The 21,931-nt window shown below is 71.7% G+C and carries 21 protein-coding genes; 9 read left to right on the forward strand and 12 right to left on the reverse strand.

Features of this window, described 5'->3' with window-relative positions; translation table 11 throughout:
* Positions 1-98: 98 nt before the first annotated feature.
* The 3 genes from ACP6CK_RS05815 to ACP6CK_RS05825 all read left to right on the forward strand — a co-directional run bounded on the left by ACP6CK_RS05815 (position 99) and on the right by ACP6CK_RS05825 (position 3,514).
* Positions 99-1,604, forward strand: coding sequence for a circularly permuted type 2 ATP-grasp protein (locus tag ACP6CK_RS05815; RefSeq protein ID WP_426957937.1), 1,506 nt, complete (start codon positions 99-101; stop codon positions 1,602-1,604).
* Complete coding sequence (locus tag ACP6CK_RS05820) at positions 1,604-2,548, forward strand: alpha-E domain-containing protein (protein WP_426957938.1); 945 nt, start codon at positions 1,604-1,606, stop codon at positions 2,546-2,548. Before ACP6CK_RS05815 ends, ACP6CK_RS05820 begins: the two co-directional genes overlap by 1 nt.
* Before the next feature lie 150 nt (positions 2,549-2,698).
* A complete protein-coding gene (locus ACP6CK_RS05825; protein WP_426957939.1) occupies positions 2,699-3,514 on the forward strand; it encodes a transporter substrate-binding domain-containing protein in 816 nt (271 codons plus the stop codon).
* Between the two features lie 10 nt (positions 3,515-3,524).
* Here ACP6CK_RS05825 and ACP6CK_RS05830 read toward each other — a convergent pair whose 3' ends face one another.
* The 6 genes from ACP6CK_RS05830 to msrA form a co-directional block, all read right to left on the reverse strand.
* Positions 3,525-5,060 (reverse strand): protein adenylyltransferase SelO, encoded by a 1,536-nt coding sequence (locus tag ACP6CK_RS05830; protein WP_426957940.1) that lies wholly within the window; start codon positions 5,058-5,060, stop codon positions 3,525-3,527.
* Between the two features lie 81 nt (positions 5,061-5,141).
* Entirely contained in the window at positions 5,142-6,113 is a 972-nt protein-coding gene (locus tag ACP6CK_RS05835; protein ID WP_426957941.1) for a sterol desaturase family protein, read from the reverse strand.
* A gap of 41 nt (positions 6,114-6,154) precedes the next feature.
* Positions 6,155-6,901 (reverse strand): polysaccharide deacetylase family protein, encoded by a 747-nt coding sequence (locus ACP6CK_RS05840; protein ID WP_426957942.1) that lies wholly within the window; start codon positions 6,899-6,901, stop codon positions 6,155-6,157.
* Positions 6,898-7,866, reverse strand: a complete 969-nt coding sequence (locus ACP6CK_RS05845; protein ID WP_426957943.1) for a YncE family protein — start codon at positions 7,864-7,866, stop codon at positions 6,898-6,900. Before ACP6CK_RS05845 ends, ACP6CK_RS05840 begins: the two co-directional genes overlap by 4 nt.
* 157 nt (positions 7,867-8,023) lie before the next feature.
* The gene (msrB, locus tag ACP6CK_RS05850; RefSeq protein WP_426957944.1) at positions 8,024-8,461 is read right to left on the reverse strand and encodes a peptide-methionine (R)-S-oxide reductase MsrB; all 438 of its coding nucleotides are present in this window, start codon (positions 8,459-8,461) and stop codon (positions 8,024-8,026) included.
* The gene (msrA, locus tag ACP6CK_RS05855; protein ID WP_426957945.1) at positions 8,458-9,015 is read right to left on the reverse strand and encodes a peptide-methionine (S)-S-oxide reductase MsrA; all 558 of its coding nucleotides are present in this window, start codon (positions 9,013-9,015) and stop codon (positions 8,458-8,460) included. The genes msrB and msrA overlap by 4 nt, the downstream gene beginning before the upstream one ends.
* A 127-nt stretch (positions 9,016-9,142) precedes the next feature.
* Between msrA and ACP6CK_RS05860 the strand changes: the two genes are divergently transcribed.
* Both ACP6CK_RS05860 and ACP6CK_RS05865 read left to right on the forward strand, forming a co-directional pair.
* Entirely contained in the window at positions 9,143-10,240 is a 1,098-nt protein-coding gene (locus ACP6CK_RS05860) for a serine hydrolase domain-containing protein (protein ID WP_426957946.1), read from the forward strand.
* Positions 10,237-11,277, forward strand: coding sequence for a dipeptidase (locus ACP6CK_RS05865; protein WP_426957947.1), 1,041 nt, complete (start codon positions 10,237-10,239; stop codon positions 11,275-11,277). Before ACP6CK_RS05860 ends, ACP6CK_RS05865 begins: the two co-directional genes overlap by 4 nt.
* Positions 11,278-11,284: 7 nt before the next feature.
* Here the strand turns inward: ACP6CK_RS05865 and ACP6CK_RS05870 are convergent, their stop codons facing one another.
* The 3 genes from ACP6CK_RS05870 to ACP6CK_RS05880 all read right to left on the reverse strand — a co-directional run bounded on the left by ACP6CK_RS05870 (position 11,285) and on the right by ACP6CK_RS05880 (position 16,148).
* Positions 11,285-13,864 (reverse strand): ATP-binding protein, encoded by a 2,580-nt coding sequence (locus ACP6CK_RS05870; RefSeq protein ID WP_426957948.1) that lies wholly within the window; start codon positions 13,862-13,864, stop codon positions 11,285-11,287.
* A 10-nt stretch (positions 13,865-13,874) separates the two neighbouring features.
* Positions 13,875-15,029, reverse strand: a complete 1,155-nt coding sequence (locus ACP6CK_RS05875; RefSeq protein ID WP_426957949.1) for a TRAP transporter substrate-binding protein — start codon at positions 15,027-15,029, stop codon at positions 13,875-13,877.
* 132 nt (positions 15,030-15,161) lie between these two features.
* The gene (locus ACP6CK_RS05880) at positions 15,162-16,148 is read right to left on the reverse strand and encodes a Bug family tripartite tricarboxylate transporter substrate binding protein (RefSeq protein WP_426957950.1); all 987 of its coding nucleotides are present in this window, start codon (positions 16,146-16,148) and stop codon (positions 15,162-15,164) included.
* A gap of 943 nt (positions 16,149-17,091) precedes the next feature.
* Here ACP6CK_RS05880 and ACP6CK_RS05885 point away from each other — a divergent pair.
* On the forward strand, positions 17,092-17,322 hold the full coding sequence (locus ACP6CK_RS05885; protein ID WP_426957951.1) for a hypothetical protein: 231 nt from the start codon (positions 17,092-17,094) through the stop codon (positions 17,320-17,322).
* A gap of 100 nt (positions 17,323-17,422) precedes the next feature.
* On the opposite strand, the gene ACP6CK_RS05890 is transcribed toward ACP6CK_RS05885, so the two are convergent.
* Complete coding sequence (locus tag ACP6CK_RS05890) at positions 17,423-18,109, reverse strand: hypothetical protein (protein ID WP_426957952.1); 687 nt, start codon at positions 18,107-18,109, stop codon at positions 17,423-17,425.
* Positions 18,110-18,691: 582 nt separating this feature from the next.
* Between ACP6CK_RS05890 and ACP6CK_RS05895 the strand changes: the two genes are divergently transcribed.
* Complete coding sequence (locus ACP6CK_RS05895) at positions 18,692-18,931, forward strand: phage baseplate assembly protein V (protein ID WP_426959882.1); 240 nt, start codon at positions 18,692-18,694, stop codon at positions 18,929-18,931.
* Positions 18,932-19,141: 210 nt separating this feature from the next.
* Here the strand turns inward: ACP6CK_RS05895 and ACP6CK_RS05900 are convergent, their stop codons facing one another.
* Positions 19,142-19,444, reverse strand: coding sequence for a hypothetical protein (locus tag ACP6CK_RS05900; protein WP_426957953.1), 303 nt, complete (start codon positions 19,442-19,444; stop codon positions 19,142-19,144).
* Between the two features lie 296 nt (positions 19,445-19,740).
* Here ACP6CK_RS05900 and ACP6CK_RS05905 point away from each other — a divergent pair, with 296 nt between their 5' ends.
* The gene (locus ACP6CK_RS05905) at positions 19,741-20,070 is read left to right on the forward strand and encodes a hypothetical protein (RefSeq protein WP_426957954.1); all 330 of its coding nucleotides are present in this window, start codon (positions 19,741-19,743) and stop codon (positions 20,068-20,070) included.
* Positions 20,071-20,382: 312 nt separating this feature from the next.
* Entirely contained in the window at positions 20,383-20,565 is a 183-nt protein-coding gene (locus ACP6CK_RS05910; protein WP_426957955.1) for a hypothetical protein, read from the forward strand.
* Between the two features lie 729 nt (positions 20,566-21,294).
* On the opposite strand, the gene ACP6CK_RS05915 is transcribed toward ACP6CK_RS05910, so the two are convergent.
* A complete protein-coding gene (locus ACP6CK_RS05915) occupies positions 21,295-21,897 on the reverse strand; it encodes a hypothetical protein (protein WP_426957956.1) in 603 nt (200 codons plus the stop codon).
* Between the last annotated feature and the right edge of the window lie 34 nt (positions 21,898-21,931).

Consider the following 21,931-nt stretch of genomic DNA (forward strand, 5'->3'; position numbering starts at 1 on the left):
GCCTGCATGGCGGCGAAGGCGCGGAAGCGCAACCCGTGGCACGGCATGGCGCTTGCTGCATCGTGGGTTGAGACGGACCAGGCCGGAGGGAGACAGGGTTGGCGGCCTTCGACGAGATGGGCGACGGAACCAATATCCGTGCCCCCTATGCCGGCGTCGCGCAGGCGCTGGCGAGCGCCGGGCGTGACGCGCTGGAGGCGAAGCGGCGCGAGGCGGAGGTCTTGTTCCGCCGGATCGGCGTGACCTTCGCGGTCTACACAGAAGGCGGCGATCCGGAGCGGCTCATTCCCTTCGACGTGGTGCCGCGCATCCTGTCGCGGCAGGAATGGGAGCGGCTGCGCGCCGGGCTGGAGCAGCGAACGCGGGCGCTGAACGCCTTCCTGGGCGACATCTACGGGCCGCGCCGCATCCTCGCCGAGGGGCTGGTGCCGGCGGACCTCGTGCTGAAGAACGAGGGCTATCGCGCGATCATGGAGGGCTTCACGCCGCCGGGCGGCGTGTACACGGTGATCTCCGGCACGGACCTCGTGCGGACGGGGCCGGACGAGTTCTTCGTGCTGGAGGACAACTGCCGCGTTCCCTCCGGCGTCTCATACATGATCGAGAACCGGGAGGCGATGCTGCGGCTGCTGCCGCAGCTCTGCGCGGCGCACCGGATCGCGCCGGTGTCGCAGTATCCGGAGGAGTTGCTGGAGACGCTGAAGTCGCTCGCGCCGCCGGCCTGCACGGGTGAGCCGACGATCGCGGTGCTGACGCCGGGGCCGTTCAACTCGGCGTATTACGAGCACTCCTTCCTGGCCGATGAGATGGGGGTGGAGCTGGTGGAAGGCGCGGACCTCTTCGTTCGCGACGACACGGTGTTCATGCGGACGACGGCGGGGCCGCGGCGTGTGGACGTGATCTATCGTCGCGTGGACGACGAGTTTCTGGACCCCGAGGTGTTCCGGCCGGATTCGATGCTCGGCGTGCCCGGGCTGATGCGCGCCTACAAGGCGGGCCGGGTGACGCTGGCGAATGCGCCCGGTGCGGGCGTGGCGGACGACAAGGCGGTCTATCCGTTCGTGCCGGCGATGATCCGCTTCTACCTCGGCGAGGAGCCGATCCTGCAGAACGTGCCGACCTATGATTGCGGACGGCCGGAGGACCGGGACCACGTGCTGGCGAATCTCGACAAGCTGGTCGTGAAGCTCGCGCGCGGGTCCGGCGGGTACGGGATGCTCGTGGGGCCGCACGCGACACCGGAGCAGCGCGCGACCTTCGCGGAACGCATCCGGGCGAACCCGGACGACTACATCGCGCAGCCGACCCTCGCGCTCTCGACGGTGCCGACGCTCAGCGACACGGGGCTGGCGCCGCGGCACGTGGACCTCCGGCCCTTCATCCTGTTCGGGCAGGAAGTGCGGATCGTACCGGGCGGGCTGACACGCGTGGCGCTGCGGGAGGGATCGCTGGTGGTGAACTCCTCCCAGGGCGGGGGAACGAAGGACACCTGGGTGCTGGAGGAGGACCCGCCGCCGATGACGCAGTCCATGACCGGGGACGGCATGACGCAGAGCATGGGCGGGATGACGCAGAGCTTCGGCAAGCCCGAGGGGTCGCTCTGATGCTGGCGCGGACGGCGGACAGCCTCTTCTGGCTCGGGCGCTACATGGAGCGCGCGGGGAATGTGGCGCGCGGGCTGAACGCGACGCTACGGATGGCGTCGCTCGCGGCGCCGCGCGGGGCTGAGGTGTCGGAGTGGGCGAGCCTGCTCGAGGCCAGCGGCGGATTCCCCCAGTACCTGAAGCTGTACGGGGAGCCGACACCGGGGCAGGCGGCGCGGTGGCTCACGCTGGACACGCTCAATCCATCCTCCGTCGCGACCTGTTTCGACGCGGCGCGGCGGAACGCGCGGGCGGTGCGGACGGCGCTGACCGTGGACATGTGGGAGGCGGTCAACGACACCTGGATTGACCTGCGGAAGCTCGATCCCGGCAGCGCCGGCGGCGACAAGCTCATGGGGTTCAACGACTGGGTGATCTCGCGCACCGTGCTGTTCAACGGCGCGGCGATGGACACGATGCTGCGCGACGACGCCTGGCGCTTCGTGCGCCTGGGCGTGATGCTGGAACGGGCGGACAACACGGCGCGGCTGCTCTCCGCGCGCGCGGGGGCCTTCGATCCCGGGGCGGAAGATGAGCCGGGGAACCGGGCGCAGTGGACGACGACGCTGCGGTCGGTCTCGGCGCTGCGGGCCTACCAGCACCTGTTCCGGGAGCGACTGCGGCCGGCACGGGTGGTGGAGCTGCTGGTGATGCGGCCGGAGCACCCGCGGTCCATCGGGGCCTGCTACGAGGAGGTGAACGCCATCCTGTCCGTGCTGGCGGTGTCGTCGGACGGGGAGGACCGGACGGCGTGCCGGAGGCTCGCGGCGGGATTGCGCGGGCGGTGCACGGAACACAGCGCGGCCCGGGTGCTGGATTCCGGGCTGAAGGGGCTTCTGACCGAGATCGTGGACGGCAATGCGCGGCTGGGCGAGTCCATCGGCCAGTGCTTCCTGGTGGGGTAGTCTGCCGGGCGGCGCGGCGGAGACGGGCGGCCCGGCGTCCCACTGGTCGCCCAGTGCCGCGAAGCTGACGGCCGCCTGACGCCCGGTGCCGGCGGTTGCGCGGGGCCGCCGGGGAGTGGATGGTTGCGGCATGGAACCGGAAATGCCGCGATGCGACGCAGCCTTCTTCTGCTCGGGCTCCTCCTGGCGGGGGCGGGGATCGTGAGCGCCCAGACCGTGCCGCCGGAGGCCCGCGCGGAGCTGACGCCCACCGGAACGCTGCGGGCGGCGATCAACTTCGGCAACCCCGTCCTCGCGCAGCGGGACCGAGCGGGCGGCGGGGCCGGAGGGGTATCCGTCGCGCTGGCGCGGGCGCTGGCGGAGCGCCTGAACGTGCCGCTCACCCTCATTCCCTTCGACGCGGCGGGGGCGGTGACGGACGCGAACAAGGCCTCGGGCGGACATGCCTGGGACGTGGCCTTCCTCGCGGTGGACCCGGTTCGGGGCGAGGAGATCGGGTTCACCTCGCCCTATGTCATCATCGAGGGCATCTACGCGGTGATGGCGAATTCCCCGATCCGCTCGAACGAGGAGGTGGACCGGGAGGGGGTGCGGGTCTCGGTGGGGCGCGGCAGCGCCTATGATCTGTACCTCACGCGGGCACTGCAGCGGGCGACGCTGGTGCGGAGCGGGACGTCCGCGAGCGCGATCACGGATTTCGCGTCGCAGGGACCGGCGGGTGGGCTCGATGTCCTCGCCGGGGTCGGGCAGCCGATCCGGGGCTTCGCGGCGACGCGGCCGGACGTGCGGGTGCTGCCGGGCCGCTTCATGGTGATCGAGCAGGCGATGGCCACGCCGCGCGGGCGGGAGCACGCGCTGGCCTATCTCCGCCGCTTCGTCGAGGAGGCGAAGTCGTCGGGGCTGGTGGCGCGGGCGCTGGCGGATAGCAACCAGCCCGACGCGCAGGTGGCGCCGGCGGCGCGGTAGCCGCCGCGCGTCAGGTCCCGCAGAAGGTCTGGTAGGTCGGGTCGACCGTCTCGGGCGGGTGGGTGAAGGCCTCCCGGCCGGGCTGGTCGTCATAGGGGCGGGCGAGGATCGCGAGCAGTTCCTCGAACGGAGCGAGGTCGTCGCGGTCCACGGCCGCGGACAGGGCCGCTTCGACGCGGTGGTTGCGCGGGATGAAGGCGGGGTTCGTGGCGCGCATGGCGGCGCGACGGGCGGCGGGCGGCGCGGGATCGCGCGCGAGGCGGCTGCGCCAGTTTTCCACCCATCCATCGTAGGCGGCCGGGTCTTGGAAAAGGGTTCGCACGGCCGGGTCGGCGGCGGGGTCGGCCGCGGCGTCCGCCAGGCGGCGGAAGGTCAGGGTGAAGTCGGCGCGGTTCTCCGCCATCCGTTCCAGAAGATCCTCGACGAGCGCTGTGTCGGCCTCCTCCTCGGTGGTGAGGCCGATCTTGCGGCGCAATCCGTTCAGGTAGGCGGCCTGGAAGCGCGGCACGAAGCCGGCGAGGGCTTCCTGGGCTGAGGCCATGCCGACATCCGCGTCCTCCGACAGGAGGGGCAGGAGGCATTCGGCGAGGCGCGCGAGGTTCCACTGCATGATGCGCGGCTGGTTCGCGTAGGCGTAGCGGCCCTGAATGTCGATCGAGGAGAAGACGGTGCCGGGGCTGTAGGCGTCCATGAAGGCACAGGGGCCGAAGTCGATGGTCTCGCCGCTCACCGTCGTGTTGTCGGTGTTCATCACGCCGTGGATGAAGCCGATGAGGAGCCAGCGGGCGATCAGCTCGGCCTGGCGGGCGACGACGCCGTCGAGGAAGGCGCGGGCAGGGTTCTCCGCCGTCGCCGCGGCCGGGTCGTGGCGGGCGATGGCGTGGTCCAGCAGCGTGCGGACGGCGTCCATGTCGCGGCGCGCGGCGAAGTACTGGAAGGTGCCGACGCGGATGTGGCTGGCGGCCACGCGGGTGAAGACCGCGCCGGGCAGCGGGCGGTCGCGCAGGACCGTCTCCCCGGTGGTGACGGCGGCCAGGGCGCGGGTGGTCGGGAGGCCGAGGGCGTGCATAGCCTCGGAGATCAGGTATTCGCGCAGGACGGGGCCGAGGGCCGCCCGCCCGTCGCCGCGGCGGGAGAAGGGGGTGGGGCCGCTGCCCTTCAGCTGGATGTCGCGCCGCTGGCCGTCCCGGCCCACCACCTCGCCGAGCAGGATGGCGCGGCCGTCGCCGAGCTGCGGGCTGAAGCCGCCGAACTGGTGGCCGGCATAGGCCTGGGCGATGGGCTCGGAGCCCTGAGCCACGCGGTTGCCGGCGAGGATCTCCACCCCTTCCGGGGTTTCCAGGGCGTCGGGGTCAATGCCGAGCAGCGTCGCGAGGTCGCGGTTCACCCGGATCAGGCGCGGCGACGCAACCCGAGTCGGGTCCAGGCGCGCATAGAACCGCTCGGGGAGGCGGGCGTAGCTGTTGTCGAAGGGGATGTGGACGCGCGGTGCGACCGGCACGTCGGGGGCCGGCTGCGGCGGGGCGATGAGGTCCTGGGGCGCCATGGACCGGAGATCGCGACGCGCGCCCTGCTGGGCAAGGGGCCGTCACCGCCCCGTGTCAGGCGGGGGCGGTGGCGGCGCGGGTCACTCGGCCGGGGCGGGCGGCGAAGCGGGACGCCGGCGGCGCAGGGCGCGGAGGAGGCCGCGCGTGCCGTCCACCTGCTGGCGCCACCAGGAGCCGGTGGCGAGGCTTTCCGGGGCCTCGGGGTCGCCGGTGCGCGGATAGTGATCGCGCCGGAAGTCGGCGGTGCGGAAGAGGATGTCCCAGATCGGCAGGAGCACGGCGTAGTTGCGGCCGTCCTCTCCGGCCGAAAGCTCGCCGTGGTGGAGACGGTGGAAGCGGGGGGAGACAACCAGCCGTTCACCGAGCGCGCCGAAGGACATGCGGATGTTGGCGTGGCTCAGCGCCTCCACGAAGCGGAGGAGGAGGATGATCAGCGGGAACTGCGCGGGCGGCACGCCGAGGAGCAGGGCAAGGCTGCCGAACCAGATCCCGGCCAGCAGGTCGTCGAGCAGGTGGTTCCGGTCATCCGTCCAGAAGGTCATCTGGCGCTGGGCGTGGTGGACGGAGTGCAGCGCGTACCACCAGGGCAGCGCGTGCTGGAGCCGGTGCCGCCAGTAGTCGCTGAAGTCGAGGATGACGACATAGGCCAGGAAGGCGAGGACGGGGTGGTCGCGCAGCCAGGGGATCCAGCCCTCCAGCGTGGGCGGGGTGAGGCCGGCATCGGCGAAGGCGCCCTGGAACCAGGTCTGGATCGGCTGGAAGAGGACGAAGACGATGAGCGGCAGCAGGCCGAGCCGCGTCAGCAGGGTGTAGAGGATGTCCGTGACGACGACGCGGCGGTCGTCCCAGCGCTCCACCGGGCGCCAGTTCTCCAGGGGACGGCAGACCGTCCAGATGAGGGCGATCTGGACGACGCCGAGGACCGAGAACTCGACCCAGGTGAAGGCGTCCTCCTCCCACTCCATGAGGCCGGCCGCGTAGAGGGCCGGGATCACCGCGTTCGTGTGGATCCAGGCGAGAAGGGCGACGTAGGCGTCCGTCAGGGCTTCCATGGGCGCTTCTTATGGCGGTTGGGTCCCGGATGCACCGGGAATCAGCGGCGGCCCTCGGGGGGCAGGGTAGCGAAGCAGAAGCCGCGTTCCTGCAGGCCGGCGAGGAGCGGTTCGAGGATGCGGGCGAAGGGCTCGCGACGGCTGCGGACCCCCCAATGCATGACCAGCACCTCGCCGTCTCGGATGGTGTTCAGGTTGCGGGTGAGGAGCGACGCGTTCGGGTGGGATGCGGCGTCCAGCTCGTCACCGAGGAACCCGTTGGCGGTCCAGCCCTGGTGCGTGAGGCCGCAGGCGCGGGCGAGGGACACGGCGTTCGGCGTGGTCCGGCCGCCGGGGGCGCGCCAGAGGGGCAGGAGCTGGGCGTCCGGAACCGCGGCGCGGAGGGCCTGGATGGGGCGCTGGAGCTCGGCGCAGAGGGCGGGTCCGTCCAGGACCTCGGACCCGCCGCCGGAGCGGGATGCGTAGCGGACGCGCCCCGGCCCTGGGTCGCCGCTGAAGTACCAGTGGCGCCAGGTGTGGGAGGCGAACACATGGCCCTCGGCGGCGCGGGTGCGCCAGAAGGTGGCCCATTCAGGGCCGAGGGTGCGGTCCCCGCGGTAGGTCGGCTCATCCGCGACGAAGAGCGTGGCACGGATGTTCCGGCGGCGGAGGATGGCGGCGATCTCCTCCGCCTCCCGGGACCAGCCGGTGTCGATCGTGAGGTAGAGGGTGCCGCGGCAGGCCTGCTGGGCCGCCGCGGGCTGGATCAGGGCGAGGGCGGCGAGGAAGGCCGCAACGAGGCGCCTCATCGCGCGGGCGGGCGGGCGGCGGCCTCGACGGTGCGGGATTGGAACAGGACGCCGTGGGGCGAGCGGCCCACGGGCGAGGTGGTGACGGCGCCCGTGGCGGGGTCGACCAGGGCGAGCTGGCGGTTCCAGCGCAGCGTCGTCCAGATCCGGCCCTCCCGGTCGAAGGAGATGCAGTCCGGGCCACCGGGCACGTCGTAGATCCGCATGACGTCCAGCGTCTCCGGGTCCAGGGCGGTGATGCGGCTGTCCACGCGGCTGGTCACGTAGATCGGGCCGCCGCCCGGGGACGGGAACAGGGCGTGGGCGCCGCGGCCGACGCGGATGATTCGCTCGACGCGCCGGCCCTCCGGGTCCACCACGGCGACGTGGTCGGAGCCCATGATGCCGATCAGCAGCTTGCCGTTGTGCCAGATGATGCCGGCGGGCTCCCTCCCGACCTCCATATGCCAGAGGATGCGGCGCTCCTCCGTGTCGATGGCGGCGATGGCGCGGCTGCCCTGGAGCGTGACGTAGACGACGCGGTTGTCGGGGCGGAAGGCGATGTGGCTCGGCATGTCGCCCGGGCGCAGGCGCGTGCGGAGCGTCAGGCCTTGGCCGTCCCAGTCGTAGAGGTCCACCTGGTCCCGGCGCAGGCCGGTGACGACGAGCATCTTCCCGTTCGGGGAGAATTCGAGGTTGTAGGGATTCGCGACGCGCTCGCGCTTGCGGACCTCACCGGTGGACGGGTCCACGAAGATGATCTCGTTCGCGCCGGAATCGGCGATCAGCAGCACGTCGCGGGCGGGGGAAAGGGCGAGGTGGTGCGGCTCCCGCAGCGCGGGGATGCGGCGGACCTCCTGGCGCGTGGCGGCGTCCACCACCTGGATTCCAGGATCCATGGAGTTGAGGACGAAGAGGATGTCCGCGTGGGCCGCGCCGCCGAGGGCGGTGGCTGCGAGAAGCGTGGCGAGGGCGAGGCGGCGCATCGATGGGCCCATGTGTTGCGACTGCCGGGAAAGGGTGGCGGAGCCTTGCTCCCCCGCCACGTCCGGCGTCAAGGAGAATGCACAGGGGATGGTGGCGGGCGCATGGCGGCGTTGCCGCCATGTCGCCTCTCCCGGCTCGACGTGCCTGGGCGGGCCGTCACTCGACGGCCGGGCCGTCCTCGGTGTTCGGGTGGAAGGCGAGGGCCACGCCGTTCATGCAGTAGCGCTCCCCCGTCGGGCGGGGGCCGTCCGGGAAGACGTGGCCGAGATGGCCGCCGCAGGTCGCGCAATGGACCTCCGTGCGGGTCATGAAGTGGGAGCGGTCGGTGGTGGTCGCGACCGCGCCCTCGATCGGCTTCCAGAAGGAGGGCCAACCGGAATGGCTCTCGTACTTCGTGTCGCTGGTGAAGAGCGGGGCGGCGCAGCCGGCGCAGTGGAACACCCCTTCCCGCTTCTCCACGTTCAACGGCGAGGAGCCCGGGCGCTCCGTGCCGTGCTGGCGGAGGACGCGGAAGGCATCGGGCGGAAGGACCTTCTTCCACTCCTCCTCGCTGCGCTGCACCACGGGCTCGGCCTTCGTCGTGTCCGTGCTCATGCGGCGCGCTCCTTCAGGCGGTGGGCGAAGCTCTTGCGGAACTTGGCGACCTTCGGCGCCACCACCGCGCGGCAGTAGCCGGACCAGGGGTTCCGGGCGAAGTAGTCCTGATGCTCCGGCTCGGCGGGCCAGAACTCGGGCATCGGGGCGAGTTCCGTGACGATCGGGCCGGCGTAGAGGCCCTCCCTCGCGATCTCCTCCATCACCTGCCGCGCGGTGCGCTCCTGCTCCGCCCCGGCGGTGAAGATCGCGCTGCGGTACTGGGGGCCGACATCCGCGCCCTGCCGATCCTTCGTGGTCGGGTCGTGGATGGTGAAGAAGATGCGGAGAATGTCCGCATAGGAGATCACGGCCGGGTCGAAGACGACGCGCACCACCTCGGCATGGCCGGTGCCCTTGCCGCAGACCTGCTCGTAGGAGGGGTTCGGGACGTGTCCGCCGGCGTAGCCGGACACGACCTCCTTCACGCCGTTGAGGTTCCGGTACACCGCGTCCAGGCACCAGAAGCAGCCGCCTCCGAGGAGGGCGGTCTCGGTTCTCGTTGTTTCGCTCATGGGCCGGGATGTGGGGTCGCCGGCGGCTGCAACCAAGGCTCGGGCGCCCTCCCCTTCTCCGGCCGCTTCTCTGACCGCTTGCCTGGCCCCTTCTCCAGCGCGGCGGGGCGGTCCACCTTGCGGCGCCATGCCGTTTCCCCCGCCCCACCCCCTTCCCTTTCCCGTCGCGCAGCCCGCCGCGCTCGGCTTCGACGCCGGCCGGCTGCAGGGGGCTGTCGCCCACGCGGTGGCGCATGAGACGCCCTTTCCCCGCGACCTGCTCTCCCATCTGGAGAACGGGCAATTCGAGCAGCCGCCCGACAACGAGGTGCTGGGGCCGACCGCGCCGCGCGGGGACCCGAACGGGCTGATCACGCGGGACGGCGCGGTCATCGCGCGCTGGGGCGACACGCGCCGCGTGGACATGACCTTCTCCGTCGCGAAGTCCTGCCTGTCGCTGCTCGCGGGGATCGCGATGGGGGACGGGCTGATCCGGGATCTGGACGAGCCGGTGGCCGCGACCGTCCGCGACCCCGCCTTCTCGGGCGAGCGGAATGGCGCGGTGACCTGGCGGATGCTGCTGACCCAGACCTCCGAGTGGGAGGGAACGCTGTTCGGCAAGGCGGACCGGATCGACCGGGGGCGCGACCTGCAGCGGGAGGGCAAGGCGCCGAAGGGGTGGGAGCGGCCGCTCGAGGCGCCCGGGACGCATTGGGAATACAATGACGTCCGGGTGAACGCGCTGTCGCTCGCGCTGCTGCACCGCTTCGGGCGGGCCCTGCCGGAGGTCTGGCGGGAGCGGGTGATGGACCCGATCGGGGCCTCCCCGGACTGGCGGTGGGAGGGGTATCGCACGGCCGAGGTGGAGATCGGCGGGCGGAAGGTGGCCTCGGTGCCCGGCGGCGGCCATTGGGGCGGCGGCATCTTCACCCATGCCGAGGATCAGGCGCGTCTCGGGCTGCTGGTGCTGCATGACGGCGTGTGGGACGGGCGGCGCCTGATCCCGGAGGGCTGGATCGCGGCGAGTGGCGTGCCGACGCCGCTCAACCCCGATTACGGGCTGCTCTGGTGGCTGAACCGGAGCGGTCGCTTCCCGGAGGCGGACCGGGCAAGCCTGCTGGCGGTCGGCGCCGGTGGGAACACGATCTGGGTGGAGCCGGCGACGCGGATCGTCGCGGTGTTCCGATGGCTGGACCCGGCGGCGCTGCCGGGCATGATCGCGCGGGTGAAGGGAGCGCTGGCATGAACGATGCGGTGCCGAAGACGGTCGACCATGCGGAGATCCATGCGAGCACGCTGACGCTCGACACGCATGTCGATATCCCCTGGCCGGACACGCCCGATCCGCGCGGGACGACGCAGCGCAACGTGGACTTCGCGCGGATGAAGGCGGGCGGGCTACGGGCGGTGGTGTTCATCGCCTACACGCCGCAGGGGCCGCGCACGCCGGAGGGACATACGACCGCCGGGACGCGGGCGGAGGCGATGCTGCGCGCCATCCGCAACACCGCCCATGGCGAGGGACGGCGGATCGTGACGCGGGTCGCGGAGTTGGAGGCGGCGCACGCGGCGGGCGCGACCGGCGTGTTGCTGGCGGTGGAGAACGGCAACGCGATGGGACACGACCTCTCGCGGCTCGCGCTTTGGCGGGGGCTGGGCGCGATCTACCTGACGCTCACCCATGACGGGCACAACGACCTGGCGGACGCCGCGCGGCCGAAGCCGGAACTCGGCGACGGACCGACATTGCATGGCGGGCTGTCGCCGCTGGGACGACAGGCGATGGAGGAGCTGAACCGGCTGGGGATGCTGGTGGACGTGTCCCACGCCTCCAGGAGCTCGATGATGCAGGCGGTGGAGATGTCGCGCGCGCCCGTCGTCGCGACCCATGCCTGCTGCGCGGCGCTGCGGCAGCATCCGCGGAACCTGGATGACGGGCAGCTCGACGCGTTGCGGGACACGGACGGGCTGATCCAGATCACCGCCGTCCCGGCCTTCCTGCGCGATCCGGGGCCGGAGGGGACGTACAGCGCGTCGGTGGAGGACATCGCCGATCACGTGGATCACGCGGTGCGCCGGATCGGTCTGGCGCATGTCGGGCTGTCCTCGGACTTCGACGGGGGCGGCGGGGTGACGGGGTGGCGCCACGCGGGCGAGACGGGCGGGCTGACCGAAGCGCTGCACCGCCGCGGCTACGACCGGGAAGCGATCGGGCTGCTCTGGGCCGGGAACTTCCTGCGGGTCTGGCGCCGGGCGGAAGAGGTGGCGGCCGAGGGGTTCTGACGGCCCGTCAGGCCGTGGGCAGGAGGCGGGCGACGGCGAGCTCCGCCTCCAGCGCCTCCAGCGTCACGGGCTTGGCGAGGTAGCCGTTCATCCCCGCCTCCCGGCAGGCGGCGCTGTCGCGGTCGAAGACGCCGGCGGTGAGGGCCACGACCGCCACACCGCCGCCCTTCTCCGGCGGCAGGGCACGGATGCGGCGGGTGGCCTCCAGCCCGTCCATCTCGGGCATGGCGAGGTCCATCAGCACGAGGTCGAAGGGCTCATCCGTCTCCGCCGCGCGCTCCACGGCCGCGAGGGCCTCGGCGCCGCCATTCGCGAGCTCCGCCCGGTGTCCGAGCCGCTGGACGAGGGCGCGGGCGACGAGGCGGTTCGTGGCGACGTCGTCCACCACCAGGATCTTCAGCGGGCGTTCGGACTGGCCGATCGCCAGCGGCGCCGCGACGGGCTCGGCGTCCAGCACCGCTTCCCGCAGCGGCAACTCGATCCAGAAGCGGGCGCCGGTCGCGCCGCGGGCCTGGGCCTCCGGGTTGTCGTCCACGTCCATCCGGCCGCCCATCGCGTCGACGATGCCGGAGGCGATCGCGAGGCCGAGGCCGGCACCGGTCTCGCCCGCACCGGTGTCTCCCGCACCGGCATCGCCGGCCCGCTCGAGGCGCACGAAGTCGCGGAAGACGGAGGCGCGCATCTCCACCGGGATGCCGGGGCCGGTGTCCAGCACCTCCAGCCGCAGGCGCGAGGCGCCGTCCGACTCCGCCCGGAGGCTGCGCAGCGTCACGCGGCCGCCCGGTGGGGTGAACTTGATCGCGTTGGAGAGCAGGTTCAGCAGGAGCTGGCGCAGCCGCATGGGGTCGAGCGTCACGCCATCCGGCAGCGAGGGGTCGTGCTGCACGGTCAGCTCGATCCCTTTGGCGGCGGCGCTGGCGCGCGCGAGCTCCGCGCCGGCCTGGAGCAGCGGCCCGATCCGGATGGCCCGTTCCCGCAGGGGGATCCGGCCCGCCTCGACATGGGCGAGGTCGAGCACGTCGTTCGCGACGGCGAGGAGGTGCCGTCCGGCCTCCTCCAGCACCTCGGCCCGCTCCCGCTGGATCGGCCCGAGGCTGGGGTCGCGGGCCAGCGCCTGGGCCATGCCGAGCACGCCGTTCAGCGGGGTGCGGAGCTCGTGGCTCATGCGGGCGAGGAAGCGGGACTTGGCCGCGGCCGCGGCGGCGGCCTCGTCGCGGGCATGGGCGAGGTCCGCGGCGGCGCGCTTCTGCTGCGTGATGTCCGTGCGGATGCCGACGGAGCCACCGCCCGGCACGCGGCGCTCGGTGATGAGGATCCAGCGGCCGTCGGGGAGCAGGCGCTCCACCGGGTCCGTGTTCCAGGCGGCACGGACATGGGCGACCGTCTCGGCCACGAAGGCCTCGGTGTCCGGGCCGGCCTGGGGGTACTGGCCGCGGGCGGCGCCCAGGCGCATCAGCTCGGGCAGGGTGACGCCGGGGCGGATGAAGGGCGCGCTCTCCCGGTAGAAGTCGCGGTAGCGCTCGTTGCAGACGAGCAGGCGGTCGTTCTCGTCCCACATGACGAAGCCGTCGCCCATCGCCTCGATGGCGGCCTCCAGGAGCTGCCGGCCGCGGGCGCGTTCGCGCTCAGCCTTCTCCCGCTGCCGGAGCATCAGGAGGAGCACGGCGGCGAGGAGCACGGTGAGCACGGCGAAGCCGGCCGAGGCGGCGAGCACCTTCGTCTGGTCGCGCCGCCAGCCCGCGAGCGCGGCGTCCCGGCTCTGGCTCGAGATGATCGTCAGGGAGGGGTAGATCGTCCGGCGCAGGGCGGCGATCCGCTCGGGCTCCGTGCCCTCCGCGAGGGCGCGGGGAATGGGGCGGCCGATCCGGGCCTCGTCATGCGGCGCGCTGGCGAGGAGGACCCGGTCCTCCGTGCGGATCAGGAGGCCGCGCCCCGCCTCCTCCAGCATGCCGGGGGCGACGAGCGCGTTGGCAGCGATCGGGACCGGCACCTCCGCCACCGCGAGGGCGGGGGGCAGGCCGCGGAGGGTGACGGGCCGGGCGAAGAAGAGGGCCCATTCCCCGGTGGAGGGGTTCGGCACCGGCCCGGCGATCGTCATGCCGGCGCCGGGACCGCCCGTGGTGCCGGCCGGCGCGGCGCGGAGCGAGGCGTGCGGCAGCGGCGGCGGGCGGCGGCGGGAGGCCGGGAGGGCCGCGGCGATGGGGGCTCCGCCTTCCAGCGGCAGGAGGATGAGGTCGCGGAAGCCGAGGCTGCTGTCGCTGACACTCATGAGGACGCGGGACAGGGCGAGGCCGCGATCCGGCGCCTGCGGGTCTATCGCCGCGGGCCCGAGGGCGGCGTTCAGCAGGTTGGGCAGGCCGGCCAGGGCGCTGTCCACCGCCAGGAAGGCGCGGTTGACGGAGGCGGCGGCGGCCTCCGCGGTGGCCGTCACTGCCTCCTCGGAATAGGCGATGGCGGAGCGCTCCCCCGCGCGCAGGACGGCGAGCGTGGCGGCGGCCTGGAGCGCGAGGAGGATGGCTGCCCCGAGGATCACGCCGAGCGCGACGCGGGTGAGGAGGAAGGGACGGCTCGGGCCGAGCTGGGTCACCGCCTTCCCCTCAGCGCGGCCGCGGGGCGGACAGGCCGAGGGCGGCGCCGACCCGGGCGTTCCACTCCTCGACGCAGCCGACGCCGCAGCGGTCCGCCCAGCGGGGCAGCACCACGTCCTCGATGACGCGCCGGCGGAGCGCCTCGTCCGCCGGGGAGACGGCGACGAGGGTCATCCGGCCGCGCGTGCGGCGGGCACCTCCAGGGGTCTCCATCAGGTCGGGGGTGCAGCGGTCGGTGCCGGTGAGACAGGCGAAGCCGGTTCCCGTCTCCGTGTCCGCCGCCTCCCAGATCCGGGCCTCCAGGTCGCGCAGCTCCCGCCGCAGGAGGTCGCGCAGCGCGGCAGGCAGGTTCTCCCAGGCCGTGGTGTTCGCGCCGAAGAGCGAGAGCCCCCAGCTGATCGCCATGGCGTGGACGTGCGTCGTCACCTCGTTCAGGCCGATCTGCCAGCCGGACATGGTGCCGGTGATCGCGCACTCGACCACGCCGTTGCGGATGGCGGAAACGATCTCCGCGAAGGGCGTGACCACCGGCACGGCGCCGATGGCCGCGACCCATTCCGACTGGGCGGCGGCGGAGGTGCGGATGCGCCGTCCCCGCAGATCCGCCAGGCTGGCGAAGGGGCGGGCGCAGAAGATGACCTGCGCGGGGTAGGTGTAGACGGCCAGCAGCTCCGTCCCGTGCCGTTCCCGGAGCAGCGATTCGAGCCAGGGGCGGTGGGCGGCCTGGACGGCGCGGTGGGCCGCGATGTCGGGGGCGGCGCCAGGAAGCTCCAGCGCGGAGAGCTCCGGCTCCTCCGGCGCGACGACGGCGGAAAGCGCCGTCCCGAAGGGCGTCACACCGAGGCGCAGGAGGCGGAGCGCCTCCTGCCCACGGATCCCGCTGCGGTCGAAAGGGGCGATGTCCGCGGTGACGCGGCCACCGGTCAGCTCCGGCAGGCGCTGAGCCCAGAAGGGCTGCTCGAAGCGGGTGTACTGGCTGACGCCGGCGAGGCCGCCCATCACCTGCAGGCGGGTGCGCGGCAGGTCGGCCTCCGCCGAGGCCGGCGCGGCCGGAAGCCCGGTCAGCAGACCGAAACCGAGCAGGACGCGGACGAGCAGAGCGGTCAGCGCGGCAGGTCCGCTCCGTGTCTTCGGGTTCTGGGGCGACTTCCCGGTTCGTCCCATGCCAACTCCGAGCGGGGGGCCCGCGGCGCGACGGCGACCCGGGCGGGCCGGCACACCCGGCCCACAAGGCATCATAGCCCGGGCGAGGTTAATGAACGCAATCGGGACGCGAGCGGTGGTGGCCCGACCCGGTCATTCGAGGCGGATGCCCGCCTCCCGGATCAGCCGGCCCAGGCGTTCCGCGTCCCGGCGGACGAGGGCCGCGGCCGACTCGGCGGTGCCGCCGCCGGGGATGTAGCCCGTGTCGATGAGGCGCTGGTTGATCACGGGGTCGGAGATCGCCCGGTTCAGCGCGCCCTCCCACCGCTTCACGATCGGCTCGGGCAGGCCAGCGGGGCCGAGGACCATGTACCAGACGCTCATGTCGTAGCCGGGGAAGCCGCTCTCGGCGACGGTCGGCACGTCCGGCAGGGCGCGGGAGCGCTCGGGCAGCGTGGTGGCGAGGGCGCGGAGGCGGCCAGCCTGGATGTGCGGGAGGTAGGTGGCCAGCGTGTCGATGTTCACGTCGAGCGCGCCACCAAGGAGGTCGTTCACCGTCTGGCCGGTGCCGCGGTAGGGGATGTGGGTCATCCGCACGCCGGCGGTCTGGGAGAGCAGCTCGGCCGCCAGGTGCTGCTGGCTTGCGACGCCGGACGAACCGTAGTTCAGCGCGCCCGGCCGGTCCCGCGCGAGGGCGATGAGGGAGGGGATGTCGCGCGCGGGGTGATCGGCCCGGACGACGACGACCAGCGGCAGGGTGCCGACGAGGAGGATGGGGGTGAAGTCCCGCAATTGGTCGTAGGGCGGCGGATTCATCAGCGGCGCGACGGCGGCCTGGGTGCTGACGGTGCCGGTGAGCAGCGTGTACCCGTCCGGGCGGGCGCGGGCCGTGGCGGCGGCCGCGACGGTGCCGCTGGCGCCCGCGCGGTTCTCGATCGTGATGGGCTGGCCGAGGTCGTCCTGCACCTTCGCCCCGAGAAGCCGGGCGACGATGTCGGTGCCGCCGCCCGGGGCGAAGCCGACGAGCATGGTGACGGGGCGCGTGGGATAGGCCGCCGGGCCGCCCTGGGCGCGGGCCGCGAGCGGGAGCGCGGCGGCGAGGCTGCCAAGGGCCCCGTTCAGGACGTCGCGTCGGTTCATCGTGATTCCTCCCGGTCGTTCGGCCCGGAGGTTGGCGGGACGGGGCCGCGTCGTCCAGCGCAGGCATGGCCGGTGTGGCTGTGCGCTGCGGCATAGGAGAGTGGCGGCGCGATGATGCCGGGCTGGCGTCGCGCATCTCATGGCGCAGCGCGAGCGCGACACTTGGACGACGGTGTCCACACCGGTCCCGCGGTGGAGGAGAAGGGTGGCGACGGTGATCTGGCGCAGCATGTCCGGCTCGACAGGTCGCAGACCAGAAAGGCAGGTCGGGGCGGCGCAGATCGGGATCGAGACGCTTCGCGAGAACTTCCCACCAGCTGGCCTGGGGAGGCACACAGGACCGTCTCCCCCTGCCCTCGTCCGGTCACCACGCCCAGCGGCCCGAATGTCTGTCGAGGCAGGGTGAGTGAGTTTGTGACGCGAATCCAGGCGCCGAACTCGCCGCGGACTTGGTGCGCCAGGACGAGGCGGGACTGTTGAAGGTGTTGCTGTTCTGCTCGTCGCGTCGGCAGCACTGCTGGAACCGCGGGCATCTGCATCGCAAATTCGCCGCTGCGATGGGTCACCGAGATCGTCGTCGATCCATAGGGGAAGACGAACGCTGTTGCGGTCGCGAACGGGGCGTCGTCACGCTCGGGCGGAGCAGCACCTTATCTGCGAACGACGTCGTCGAACGGGCCGTGGCGCTGGCGCGGGACGGTCACTGCGCGGTTAGCGACGGAGGTGGGCTCGGCTTTCTTCGCTCGGGGCGCTGCATCGTGCGAGCGAACGCGCCGCGCCGCCCGGTGCCGCATCGGTCGCATGCGCCAACTGCGTATGGCGGCCTTCGAGCGGGGAGGACGCTCCGGAGCCCCGCACGGATGGAGGAGGCGCCGATCGATGCGCAGCCGAGGTGACGAGCGGCGCCACGATGGGTAGAGTCGTCGGCCGCAGGGGATGACGGATGGGCAGGCTGCATTACCGGCACGGCACCGATCTCCTCGTCCTGAGCCAGCGGCCGGACGGGCGGTGGGTGTTCACCTACCGGCGAGAGACGATGGGAAGCTGGGACAGCCCCATCACCGCCATCGATCACATCCGGAGCGGAAGCACGGGACACCACGGCTGGGACACCCGGGCCGACGCCCAGGACGTCCCCGACGACCTGAGAGTTTGGTCGCCGGCTCCGGCCTGAACCGGCACCGAGCAACGCGCTGAATGCTGGGGGCGGGGGTGGAGGACGGCGGTGGGTGCGGTCGAACGCCGCCCTGGTTCGCCCCGCGTTCAGAGAGGCCTCAGGGGCAGCGCGCGAAGGAGATGAAGCGGTGCTCGGCCGGGGAGTACCGGTCGGCCAGGGCTGAGGCTGGCTCGGAGCGGTCCAACTCCCAGGTGTCCGCCGCCACGGCCCGCGGCTGCCAACCGGCGACCTCGGGCTCGTTCTGGTTGCGGAAGCCGCCCTGGATGCCGATCACGACGCTGGCGTGCCGCGGCTTGTCGTCACCGAAGATCGAGTTGCGCGAGAAGATGTAGATCACGTCGAGCGGCCGCACCCCGGCCGCGCGGAGTGCGAGGAAGGTCGCGCCGGCCTGGTACTGGCAGTTGCCGCCCCCGTGGGTCAGGGCGAGGTAGCCCATGCCCTCCACCATCTCGATGCGAAGGGGGTTCGTAGAGGCCTGGCCGCCGATGTTGCCGACGTCCCAGCGGTCCATGACGGCGTCGATCGCACGGTTGGCGGCGAGCGCCGCGCACGCCCGCTTGATCTCGCCGGTGAAGGAGCCGAGGCCGAGGGCGTCATCGTCCTTCTTGAAGGCCCCGGGATCGGACATGAACCGGTTGCTGGCCCCGTGCGGCAGCCTCTGTCGCACGGCCGACATCGCGGCGGTGCCGGCGAGCATCCAGTTTCCGGCGAGCCCGGAGACCCGGGCGGCTAGGTCGCGCGCGAGGGCCTGCTTACGGTGCTCGTTAATGCCGGGCAGTGCCATCGTCGAAGATTCCTGGTGTGATCCGGTGCGGCCCTGCTGAGGGCCTCGATTGATGTCGCCGCGTCCACGCTGGAGTGCGCTGCGGCGGTCGCGGATGTCCCACTCGGTCCCGCGGGGATCAAGCAGGTCGCCGGCTCTCGCCGGTCGCGTGTGTCGCGCTGGTTAACCTGTCCGGAGAGAGTCGGCGCGGACCTCCGTTGCAGCGCCGCGGCGTCACGGAGGCTGGGCTATTCCGAAGGGTGTGCCTCTATCGGCGTCCGTGTTGGCCGTTGACAAGGGAGCCGAGGTTTGGACGCACGCCAAGCGGACCAAGCTGGGCGGGGGCGGGCGTTGTTTGCCCGGCCCTGGCCTGTTCGCTTCGTGGGCAGGCGAATGGGCGGTGTGGCGCCGTCCCGGTGGGGCGGACTTCCTCGGAATTCGCCGGGATTGGATCTCGACGAGCGCGGAGGAAAAGGACGGTGCGGCTGGACGCTGGCCTTCGCGTCGCCGGAACCGGCGGACGTCGGCCACCGCAACAAAAAGGCCCGCATCCCGATGCGATGCCGTCTAAGCTGCCCGTGCATGGATCCAGGGATCTCAGCGATGGGCTCGTTCAACGGCCTTTACCGCGCCTCGGTCGTCAACAACGCCGACCCACTGTCCCAAGGCCGGGTTCAGGTGTCCGTCCCCTCGGTATCGGGCGGAGGAGGCCAGTGGGCACTTCCTTGCCGCCCGCCACAGGCCGGACGCCAGCCCCCTACCCCCCAGATCGGCGCGGCGGCCTGGGTCATGTTCGAGGGAGGCGACCCGAGCCGGCCGGTGTGGATGGGCGTGATGGCGTAGCGCGGCGCTGGGCGTCCGATCACGGTCGGCACCGCTGCGATCAGGTCGGCCCAGCCGGGGTCTGTGCGCCGGCGATGCTGACGCCGCGTGCGCCGGTTGAGACCGGGATGGCTTTGTTGCCGAACCAGGGGCGGGGGTGAATGCGTGCTCTCCGGAGTCAGGGCTCGCGAGGAGGCGTGCCCACCATCGCCGGCTCGGGACGCATCTCGCCTATCGCGTTTCGCGCCTGACGCCCGGCAGATGCTGCGAACCCGCCGTGATGGTCTCCTCCAGGCGGGCGATCTCCGCATCACAGATCGCGTTCAGGCGTGCCCGGAACGCGACGCCTTCGACGCCCTGGTGGGTGGCGTGAACGAAGGCTTGGCCGAGCTCCAGTCGCAGGTCGCGCAGCATCCCGAAGCGATCACCTGCTGACGAGCGCCGACTGAGCAGCGTTTCCAACGCCGCACGCACCAAGGCTCGAAGGTCGGCGTCGCTGAGGGGCGGCGGGTCGAGAGGTCCAGCGTTCACCATGCACCGCGTTTTCTCTGGGCGAGAGGTAGGTCTGCAAGCCTGTAGTCTAGTCGGGTCTCAAACGGTTGCCCTTAGATAACTAAGGATTTCGTCCTCCCTCACCGGCTGTTGAATTGTCTGAAAAGCCGATACCGCTTGCACTTAGTGGGCTAGTGCCTTCCGCAGATTCGCACCCAGGTTGAAATCGTCTCTCGCGTTCGTTCTAGGGTAGTAACTGAAGACCAGAATTGAGAATTCGAACGACAAAACGGTGTCGATCGCGGCCGGTGCGCCAAAATTGCAGAGAGGATCGCTCGATGCTGACATCTGGCGGGGACGAGTCGACCACGAACGAACGCCTCGTTCGGGCCGTCGGAGCCATCCAGGCCATCTCGGATTATGCGCAGGCCCGGAGGCTCGATCTGGCCGATGAGTTGCTGACCGAACTGCTGGCCAAGCTCTACAGCCGCATGGATGTGGTCAGCCGCTGGTCTCTTCCCTCCCCGGAGGACCGGACCGTCAATGTCCTGAGATTGCTGGCCGAGCCCGATGTGAGGGCGCGGTCTGCTCCCTCTCTCGACTGGGCACCAGCGGCAGCCGGGAGCACCTTGATCCCCGATGCTGACCTGATGTCCCCGCCGGAGTAGGAACGAAGCCGGCGCGCCGGTCACGGCCGGCCTGCAGGATCCGGCTCACGCGGGCGAGCAGAGAGGCCGGCGCTGTTCCCCCTCCGAAGCGGTGGCCAGCCATGACGACGAGGCCGTTGTGGCGCGGCACCGGCCGCGCGAAACTGAGAGACTGGATCACCTCGCTCTCCTCTACGGAGAGGGTAGCGGCGGACGACTTCATCGCTGGAAAATGCGAGAGAGATCGCAAGTCGGGGCTTGGCCGCACTTATTCTGTTCTTATTTTGTTCGGTGCGCTATGGTGCTTGCGAACCCGATTCAGGGGTACCGCCGATGCTGACCCTTCTCCCGACCCGACCGGAGCCCATGCGGGCCAAGCCCGCACGCGACGAGTTGCTCGCGCTGTGGAATGGCTTGGACCGCGAGGGGCGGCGCCTGGCCCTGGCTCACCTACGCGCCCTGGCAGAAACCCGTGGCGTTCCACCCGCGAAGCGCAGCACGACCACGCTCTCGTGATGGGCGCTCCGGAATGCCATTCGGTGATGAGCGACGACCCCGAACCGGTGCGCCGGGGCCGGGGAGCCTTGGCTCGGCAAGTCGAAAAATACGCGGACCCGGCCACCGGGTGGGAGCTTGTCGTGCGGTGTGGGCAGGGCTGTGCCCGGCAACGCCGCCTCGTCGCGGACTTGGTTCCGTCGATCCCTGCGGGCCTCACCTGGGGTGAGGTGGTGCCGGCGCTGCACTGCATCCGGTGCGGTGCACCGGCTGCCACGGTGGCACTCGCGGGGCCGCCGGCCGTATCCGGCACCGCCTGGATCTGGCTCCTGCTGCAAGACGGGGTGACAGATCGCGGACGCGAAAGCCGCGAACCATCAGCCCGAAGCGGTTCTCACAAGGTCGAGGATCAGGCTACAGTGGCCCCGCGTCGCGCCGTGCGGCCTCGAGATCCCGTTCGGCGCGGGACAGGACGATTCGATTAGAGGCGCCGGTCGACTCCTCATCAGGCATGGCCAAGGGTCCCTCTCCGTGGGGCTGAGCCGATGGGTAAAGTGATCCGGACAAGACGGCTCAAGCCGGTAGGAAGACCGGAGAGGTGACGCTCGGCGCCAAGATGACCCGGTGCTGACGTGGCCCACAGTTCCGCCGTTCCATGGGTAAGCCGCTCGGCAACGCTGGATGTCGAAGGGGGAAGTTCGGGGAGCCCCCGACGTGGACGGCCGGCGTCACCGCGCCGGCCGTGGGAGGTCAGCGAGCCGGAGCCGCTCCGGGAGCGCCGGAAAGGCCGCCCGGTGTCGGCATCACCGTGTAGCCCTGGGGGACGGTCAGCTGCGCCGCATCGATCGGGCCATAAGCGACCTGCGTGGCCTCCATGGTCACCGCGGCGCCGTTCGGCCCGGTGGTGACGGCTCGCAGCAGCACGCCGTCGTCGGTGATGCAGCTGGTGCCGCGGGCCCCGCCGGCGGTCATCTCCCATTCAGTGCAGGTGTTGCCCGCCACGGTTCCGCCCCCACGCCGGGTGAAGGTGGCGCCGGGCGGGACCGACTGGGTCATCGCGGCGACCGTTGCGGGCGGCATTGCCATGGTGGCGCGCTGGGCGTCCATCACCATCACGGCGGTGTTGGCCCGGCGGTCGATCAGCATCCAGCCCACGCCGCCACCCGGATCAACGCGCTGCTTGCCTGTGCTCGGCGAGAAAGCCATCCGCATCTCCCGCGGCGCTACACCCGGCATGCCGCTCATTCGGTAGGTGACCGTGACATCGCGGGTGGGTTGGAGGTTCGTGGGCTGAGCCAGGGCAGGCAGGGTAACGAGGACGAGGGCGGTCGTGCTGGCCAGGAAGCGGATCACGCGATCTCTCCGGATTTTGTGGCGGGATTTGTGG

It is taken from the genome of Muricoccus radiodurans (assembly GCF_050154705.1).
GTDB classification, from domain to species: domain Bacteria; phylum Pseudomonadota; class Alphaproteobacteria; order Acetobacterales; family Acetobacteraceae; genus Roseomonas; species Roseomonas radiodurans.

Excerpts from the sequence above, each read along its gene's own strand:
- ACP6CK_RS05820 (WP_426957938.1), top strand. The coding sequence starts at position 1,604 with ATGCTGGCGCGGACGGCGGACAGCCTCTTCTGGCTCGGGCGCTACATG.
- ACP6CK_RS05825 (WP_426957939.1), top strand. The coding sequence starts at position 2,699 with ATGCGACGCAGCCTTCTTCTGCTCGGGCTCCTCCTGGCGGGGGCGGGG.
- ACP6CK_RS05830 (WP_426957940.1), bottom strand. The coding sequence starts at position 5,060 with ATGGCGCCCCAGGACCTCATCGCCCCGCCGCAGCCGGCCCCCGACGTG.
- ACP6CK_RS05835 (WP_426957941.1), bottom strand. The coding sequence starts at position 6,113 with ATGGAAGCCCTGACGGACGCCTACGTCGCCCTTCTCGCCTGGATCCAC.
- ACP6CK_RS05840 (WP_426957942.1), bottom strand. The coding sequence starts at position 6,901 with ATGAGGCGCCTCGTTGCGGCCTTCCTCGCCGCCCTCGCCCTGATCCAG.
- ACP6CK_RS05845 (WP_426957943.1), bottom strand. The coding sequence starts at position 7,866 with ATGCGCCGCCTCGCCCTCGCCACGCTTCTCGCAGCCACCGCCCTCGGC.
- msrB (WP_426957944.1), bottom strand. The coding sequence starts at position 8,461 with ATGAGCACGGACACGACGAAGGCCGAGCCCGTGGTGCAGCGCAGCGAG.
- msrA (WP_426957945.1), bottom strand. The coding sequence starts at position 9,015 with ATGAGCGAAACAACGAGAACCGAGACCGCCCTCCTCGGAGGCGGCTGC.
- ACP6CK_RS05860 (WP_426957946.1), top strand. The coding sequence starts at position 9,143 with ATGCCGTTTCCCCCGCCCCACCCCCTTCCCTTTCCCGTCGCGCAGCCC.
- ACP6CK_RS05865 (WP_426957947.1), top strand. The coding sequence starts at position 10,237 with ATGAACGATGCGGTGCCGAAGACGGTCGACCATGCGGAGATCCATGCG.
- ACP6CK_RS05875 (WP_426957949.1), bottom strand. The coding sequence starts at position 15,029 with ATGGGACGAACCGGGAAGTCGCCCCAGAACCCGAAGACACGGAGCGGA.
- ACP6CK_RS05880 (WP_426957950.1), bottom strand. The coding sequence starts at position 16,148 with ATGAACCGACGCGACGTCCTGAACGGGGCCCTTGGCAGCCTCGCCGCC.
- ACP6CK_RS05885 (WP_426957951.1), top strand. The coding sequence starts at position 17,092 with ATGGGCAGGCTGCATTACCGGCACGGCACCGATCTCCTCGTCCTGAGC.
- ACP6CK_RS05890 (WP_426957952.1), bottom strand. The coding sequence starts at position 18,109 with ATGGCACTGCCCGGCATTAACGAGCACCGTAAGCAGGCCCTCGCGCGC.
- ACP6CK_RS05895 (WP_426959882.1), top strand. The coding sequence starts at position 18,692 with ATGGGCTCGTTCAACGGCCTTTACCGCGCCTCGGTCGTCAACAACGCC.
- ACP6CK_RS05900 (WP_426957953.1), bottom strand. The coding sequence starts at position 19,444 with ATGGTGAACGCTGGACCTCTCGACCCGCCGCCCCTCAGCGACGCCGAC.
- ACP6CK_RS05905 (WP_426957954.1), top strand. The coding sequence starts at position 19,741 with ATGCTGACATCTGGCGGGGACGAGTCGACCACGAACGAACGCCTCGTT.
- ACP6CK_RS05910 (WP_426957955.1), top strand. The coding sequence starts at position 20,383 with ATGCTGACCCTTCTCCCGACCCGACCGGAGCCCATGCGGGCCAAGCCC.